This window comes from Geitlerinema sp. CS-897, from assembly GCF_028368005.1.
GTDB lineage: Bacteria > Cyanobacteriota > Cyanobacteriia > Cyanobacteriales > Geitlerinemataceae > Baaleninema > Baaleninema simplex.
The window spans coordinates 1-6494 of sequence record NZ_JAQNCQ010000200.1 but is presented as its reverse complement, the minus strand read 5'-3'; the positions used below and the strand labels follow the sequence as shown (position 1 = coordinate 6494).

Genomic DNA, 6494 nt, shown 5'->3' with positions numbered 1-6494 from the left:
GGGGAGCAAGGGAGAGGGGGAGAGGGGGAGAAACTGTTATCTGTTAACTGTTTTCACTGGTGACTGGTGACTGGTGACTGGTGACTGTTTTCACTGGTGACTGTTCGCTGTTCACGCTCCAAAGGTGCGTGACGAGTTGGCCGGTTGGGTGCGAGAAATCTCGGGTCTTTAGGTCACGCACCCTACGACTTCTTCTTAATTTATCGAATTTTGCTGTAGTCGATGCCGTCACGGATGTCTATACCTTGTAGTTCGGTGACTCGTCCCGTGAGACGCTCTAATTCCTGGCGAACTTGGGCGGAGGTGATGGAATTGAGGGGAACGGCGGCTTCTTTGGCGATCGCGGCGGCGACACCAACTCCTTGTCCGTGGTAGACGTTGGCGGTGTTGATGCGTCCGACAGAGACGGCGATTCCTTCGTATCCCGCCGAACGTCCGGTGACAGCTAGGTTTTCAATGTTCTGGGCTAAGCCGTGTTCGATGCCGAAATTGTACTGCGGAAGCGGCGGAATGGGAATCGACAAGCCGTCTACGCCGCCTCGGAAGTCGAAGTCGTAGGAAAACGTGCCGATCGCTTTTTCGGGTAACGTCCCGCCTTTAAGAATTTCTTGCCCCGAGAGAGGATCGACCACATCGCGAACGCTGATGCTGTGACGCACGTACACTTCTGGTGGAAATGTCAGTGTCAGGCTGTCGTCTCCTGCGTAAGCTTGCAGCCAGGATTCCACGTGCTGCATTTCTGCGAGCATTTCTGGCGTGGGTTGAAAGCCGTTGGCTTCGATCGCCCGCACTTCGTCGGTAGTGTATTTAAAGAGAAAGCCGTTCCACGACAACCGCTGTTCGTCTAACTCGCAGACGTTGGCTTTGTCCCAGAAAAAGCCGTCGAGAGAAAACCGTTGACCGCGATCGAGATGATATGCTGCGCCAATGGCGATACTTTTAAAGTAATATCCGTCTACATAGGCTTGATAGAGCGGTCGCTCGAACCCCGCCAGCCAAAACCCCGCCGTTCGGGGATCTTCTTCGGCGTAGATACTATCGACGATCGCGTCTAGTCGAGGACCGTCGCTATGAATTCCCGCTTCGAGGGTTCTCAATTCTTCGATACTCAACCCTTCCACCACCGGAACGATGGAGGTGGCGAGAGTCGATTGTTGCAGTTCGGGACTTTGGGATTCGTAACCGCGATCGTAGGGCATTCCCGCCGCGATCGCCAACTCGGCCTGTTGCGTGGCATCGATAAACGAATCGGCTCGCAGTCGCTTGTTGTATCCCGTTATCTGGGCGTAGTCGATGCGATCGCCACTTACAACTGGCTCTAACGGCGCGTTTGAGAGCAAACTCACCCCCGCTTCCGCCAGCATTTCTCGCATGGCGCGATCGCCTCGTTCGGCATCCAAACAGGACGCCACGACCTCAGCTTTTTCTAAAAACTCCACAAAACACTGACTGTACGGCTGAGCGTACCAACCCGGCGTTTTATCGAAGTCTAAATACGCCAGTCCACCCCGCGTTAAAATTCCTCCCAGAAGGGCTTCACTGGGCTGAGAGCGCACTAAAACGACCTTCGCCCCCTCGCCGAGCCTTTTTTTTGCCCAAATCGCCGCACAGACCCCAGGAAGCTCGTCTCCGTACACCACCACATCATACGTATAGTATTCCGGCGGTGTCGGCGTGGGCGCAGGTTCGACCTCTGGCGGCGTTTCCACCGAAGCCAGTTGCGACTGACTCGGCGAAGGTAATTCCGGAGCGATCGCCCCAAACCCAGCGGCGACCAGAGCGGCGATCGCCCCCAATCCCAAAACAGTCTCTCTTCTCATCACCTCACCTCTTCGACAGTCACCAGTCACCAGTCACCAGTGAAGACAGCCGTAGGGTGCGTGACTTGAAAAATAGGGTGTAAATCCTGAGACCGATCGCTTTGTCACGCACCGCCAATGTACACCGCCAACATACAAGGGTGTGTGACGCGGCCAGAAAATCTGGCCGAAGTTAGGTCAACCTTGTATTACCGCGTCACGCACCGACTCCTTGTCTCCCCGGCTTTCCCTCCGCTCAGCGTCGCCGATAAAACGGCTTTTTCACCACTTGCGCCGGATATAGCTTACCTCGAACTTCCACTTCGAGGGTTCGTCCCACTTTCGCCAACTCTGCTCGCACGTAGGCTAAAGCGATGGGATAACCTAGGGTGGGAGACGGTGCGCCGCTGGTAACGCGTCCGACGACCTCGCCATTGTGGTGGACGGAATAGCCGTGACGGGCGATGTGTCGTCCTTCCATTTTCAACGCCACGAGTCGCTGTGTCAGTCCTTCGTCCCGTTGGCGTTCGAGAGCGGAACGACCGATAAAATCTCCTTGACTCTCGAGATGCACCAACCATTTCAACCCGGCTTCGAGGGGAGTGGTGTGAGTGTCGATGTCCTGTCCGTAGAGGGAAAGACAAGCTTCGAGACGCAGGGTGTCTCGCGCCCCCAAACCGCAGGGTGTCGCCCCCGCATCGAGGAGTTCTCGCCACAACCGCCGTCCGGCTTCGGGGTCTACCATCACCTCGAAACCGTCTTCTCCGGTGTAGCCAGTACGAGCGACGAAAGCGGAGGTTCCGAAGAGCGTCGGTTCGCTGTGACCGAAAAACGGGATTTGCGATAAATCAGTATCGACGAACGTTTGAAGAACTCCCTCGGCTCGAGGCCCTTGAACGGCGACGAGAACGTTCGATTGAGTCAGATCCTGTAGATCGACCTTATCGTTACCAAGCTGTTGTAAGAGCCACGATTTATCTCGTTCGCGGGTGGCAGCGTTGACGATGAGAAAAACGCGATTTTTCCTTTGATAATAAACGATGAGGTCGTCAATAATTCCGCCGCTAGGATTGAGAAATACCGTGTACTGAGCTTGTCCCGGTTCTAAGCGGTGTAAATCCGAGGGAACTAGACCTTGTAAGTTTTCGAGAATATCGTCTCCTTGTAAAAGGAATTTTCCCATGTGGGAAATATCGAAAACGCCGATCCCCGTTCTGACCGCTTCGTGTTCTCGTCGAATTCCTTGAAATTGCAGTGGCATTTCCCAACCTGAAAATGCCGTGGTTTTCGCGCTGGATTCTCCGTAGAGGGGGAAAAGCGGAGACCGCGCTAAAAAGGAGGGTTGGGGGGAAGTCGAGCCGTTCGGTACTGTCACGAAGATAACACCTGCTTTCACATTCAGCGCTTTTCTAAGATACGATACAACGAGGGAGCTGCGATGGTAAGACCGCCATTAAGTACATATGACTACGACCAGTACTGCGACTTTTGCCGAACGTCTGTCAGCTGCGATCGCGACTGACCGGGGTAATCCCCTCAGCATCGCCCCGATGATGGATCGTACCGATCGGCATTTCCGCTACTTCATGCGACAGATTACGCGTCGCACGTTGCTTTATACGGAAATGTTGACGACCGGGGCGATCCTACACGGAAAACGTGCGAAGCTACTCGGGTTTTCCCCGCAAGAAAAACCTCTGGCGTTGCAACTCGGCGGAGACGATCCGGCAGAGTTGGCAGAGTGCGCCCGTATCGCCGAAGATATGGGGTACGATGAGATTAATTTGAACGTCGGTTGTCCGAGCGATCGCGTGCAGAACGGGAATTTCGGCGCGTGTTTGATGGCCGAACCCGATCGCGTCGCTCAGGCGATCGAGTCGATGCGGCGTGCGGTGGATATTCCGGTGACGATCAAACATCGCATCGGAATCGACGATCGCGATCGCTACGAGGATTTAGCGAATTTCGTCAGAATCGTCTCTGACGCTGGATGCGAGCGATTTACGGTTCACGCACGCAAAGCCTGGTTACAGGGACTTTCGCCAAAGGAAAACCGCACGGTTCCGCCTCTGCGCTACGAGGACGTTTACCGTCTCAAACAAGATTTTCCCCAGTTGTTTGTCGAGATTAACGGCGGATTTAAAACCCTCGATCGCATCTGCGAACAATATCGACACGTCGATGCAGTGATGGTGGGACGCGCTGCTTACGATACGCCGTTTCTCTTTGCAACCGTCGATCGCGACATTTACGGTGAAACTACACCACTTCCGACGCGCCGTCAAGTGGTCGAACAAATGCTCGGCTATTGCGATCGCTGGGTGGCGCACGGATACAAGTTACACACGATTACTCGCCATATGTTGCAGCTTTTCGCCGGACAACCGGGAACGAAAGCCTGGAAACGCTACATCAGCGAACACGCACACTTACCCGGTGCGGGAGCGGAGGTGTTGGAAATGGCCTTAGCTAGAGTCCCGAGAATTTAGATGAGGAGATGAGGAGAGAAGACAATTGAGAGAACCGTAGGGTGCGTGACGCGGGTGTTAAATGGTATTTTTTGGCCTCAAAATTAGATTTCCCGCGTCACGCACCGCCCCAATCCGGAAGTGAGGAGATGATGTGAAATTTCCCTCTTGTCCCCTTGTCTCCCCCTCTCCCTATCTCCCCCTCTCCCCCTCTCTTCCCTCTTCCCTGAATTAGAAGCTCTTCAAAATTTCCATAGACTCGTTGACGTGACCTTGAAAATCGAGTTGCGAGTTGAAAATGTGGCGGACGACGCCGTCTTTATCGATAACGTAGGTGACGCGCCCCGGAAGTACCCATAACGTCGCGGGAACGCCGTATAATTTGCGAACGCGATCGCCGCTATCACTCAGTAGTGTGAAGGGTAAGCTATGCTTGCTGGCAAACTGTCGGTGAGACGACACGGAGTCGCCGCTAATTCCAATGACTTCTGCTCCTGCGTTAGTAAAGGTTTCGTAGCGATCGCGGAACGCACAGGATTCGGCGGTGCAGCCAGGGGTGTCGTCCTTGGGGTAAAAGTATAAGACGACGGCTTTTTTGCCTCGGAAATCACTTAAGCTCACCGACTTTCCACTTTGAGACGGTAAAGTAAAGTCAGGAGCCATATCGCCTACTTTGACAGCCATTTTTTAACTCTTGCGATCGATTTTTAACGTTTCTTTATAATGTTACCGTATTTGTTCGATCGCCTCTGGCTCTATTCGTCTGGATTTCCCTCTCGTTTTCCCGATAAAAGGATTATCTTCCCATTGTCTCTTTGAGGCGTCTCGATCGTGTTTAGCCGACTCGTCTGTGTTACCTCGATCGCCGTTCTCGGCGCGATCGCTCCCTCTCTTCCGGTATTGTCTCAGTCTATCGTTCCCGCCAACGACGGAATCGGAACGACGGTGACTCCTCACGGCGATCGCCTCGATATCGAAGGCGGTTCGCTCTCTGAAGATCGTTCTAATCTATTTCATAGTTTCGAGCAGTTTAATCTCGAGAGCGATCGCACGGCGAATTTTCTGTCTAATCCCGAAATTCAAAATATTTTAAGTCGCGTCACTGGTGGAGAAGCCTCTTATATTAACGGACTGATTCAAATCGTCGGCGGCGACTCGAATTTATATTTCATGAATCCGGCTGGAATTCTTTTCGGACAAGAAGCTCGGCTGAACGTTCCCGCAGATTTTATCGCCACGACTGCCACGGGAATTGGTTTTGAAAACGGATGGTTCGAGGCGTTTCAAACTTCAAATATCACGAATTTAACGGGCGATCCAGCTACATTTTCGTTTTTATTATCACAGCCTGGATCGATTGTCAATGAAGGAGATCTGGCAGTACTTCCAGGTCGCAATTTAGCGTTGCTCGGTGGTGCGACGGCGAACACTGGCTCGCTGTCGTCCCCAGGTGGAACGGTAATGGTGACGGCGGTTTCGGGACGAGAGCTGTTACGGTTGAGCGTACCGGGAAACCTGCTGAGTTTGGAAATCGCACCGACTTCGATTCCGACTGCGGGATTCGACCCGTTGAGTTTACCGGAACTGCTGACCGGAGGCGGTGTCGATCGCGTAAGTCGCTTGACGGTCAATCCCGACGGAACGGTGAGTTTAGCGGGGTCTGCGGTGCGCGTGAACCCGGAACCGGGAACGGCGATCGTCTCGGGAGCGATCGATGTTTCGGAAAACAGGGGATCTGGCGAAATTGGCGTGTTTGGCGATCGTGTGGCGGCGATGTCAGCGAGGTTAGACGCTTCGGGAACTGAAAACGGCGGCCGCATCTTCTTCGGGGGAAACTTGCGCGGTGAAGGATCTTTACCGACGGCGCAGTTTGCGTTTGTCGATCCTCTCAGTTCTTTCTTAGCTGACGGGTTGGGGAACGATGGCGGAGAGATCGTCGTTTGGTCTGACGATACGACGCTGTTTTCGGGAACGGCGACGGCCCGAGGTTTCCAAAATGGGGGATTTGTTGAAATTTCAGGTCGCGATCGCCTGGCGTTTCGCGGTCGAGTCGATGTGGGTGGGTCGAATCCTGGAACGGTTTTGTTCGATCCAGACAGCATCACGATCGATCGCGTTTCTCGCAATAACGACCCCAACGATCCTAACGATCCGGCGTTTCAAGATCCTAACGATCCCTTCCTAGATCCTAACGATCCGGCGTTTCAAGATCCTAACGATCCTAACG

At 53.7% G+C, this 6494-nt stretch carries 5 protein-coding genes; 2 read left to right on the top strand and 3 right to left on the bottom strand.

Annotated elements, in window-relative coordinates:
• Window positions 1–200: 200 nt before the first annotated feature.
• Both POG22_RS12675 and gcvT read right to left on the bottom strand, forming a co-directional pair.
• Complete coding sequence (locus POG22_RS12675; protein ID WP_498905639.1) at window positions 201–1820, bottom strand: FAD-dependent oxidoreductase; 1620 nt, start codon at window positions 1818–1820, stop codon at window positions 201–203.
• A gap of 235 nt (window positions 1821–2055) precedes the next feature.
• On the bottom strand, window positions 2056–3174 hold the full coding sequence (gcvT, locus tag POG22_RS12670) for a glycine cleavage system aminomethyltransferase GcvT (RefSeq protein ID WP_498905638.1): 1119 nt from the start codon (window positions 3172–3174) through the stop codon (window positions 2056–2058).
• An 88-nt stretch (window positions 3175–3262) separates the two neighbouring features.
• Between gcvT and dusA the strand changes: the two genes are divergently transcribed.
• Window positions 3263–4288 (top strand): tRNA dihydrouridine(20/20a) synthase DusA, encoded by a 1026-nt coding sequence (dusA, locus tag POG22_RS12665; protein ID WP_498905635.1) that lies wholly within the window; start codon window positions 3263–3265, stop codon window positions 4286–4288.
• 210 nt (window positions 4289–4498) lie between these two features.
• Here the strand turns inward: dusA and POG22_RS12660 are convergent, their stop codons facing one another.
• Complete coding sequence (locus POG22_RS12660) at window positions 4499–4951, bottom strand: peroxiredoxin (protein WP_498905633.1); 453 nt, start codon at window positions 4949–4951, stop codon at window positions 4499–4501.
• 147 nt (window positions 4952–5098) lie between these two features.
• Between POG22_RS12660 and POG22_RS12655 the strand changes: the two genes are divergently transcribed.
• Window positions 5099–6494, top strand: a 1396-nt coding sequence (locus tag POG22_RS12655; protein WP_498905631.1) for a filamentous hemagglutinin N-terminal domain-containing protein, incomplete at its 3' end; no start/stop codon positions are given.

Coding starts and splice junctions, on each gene's coding strand:
- POG22_RS12675 (WP_498905639.1), bottom strand. CDS start 1,820: ATGAGAAGAGAGACTGTTTTGGGATTGGGGGCGATCGCCGCTCTGGTC.
- dusA (WP_498905635.1), top strand. CDS start 3,263: ATGACTACGACCAGTACTGCGACTTTTGCCGAACGTCTGTCAGCTGCG.
- POG22_RS12660 (WP_498905633.1), bottom strand. CDS start 4,951: ATGGCTGTCAAAGTAGGCGATATGGCTCCTGACTTTACTTTACCGTCT.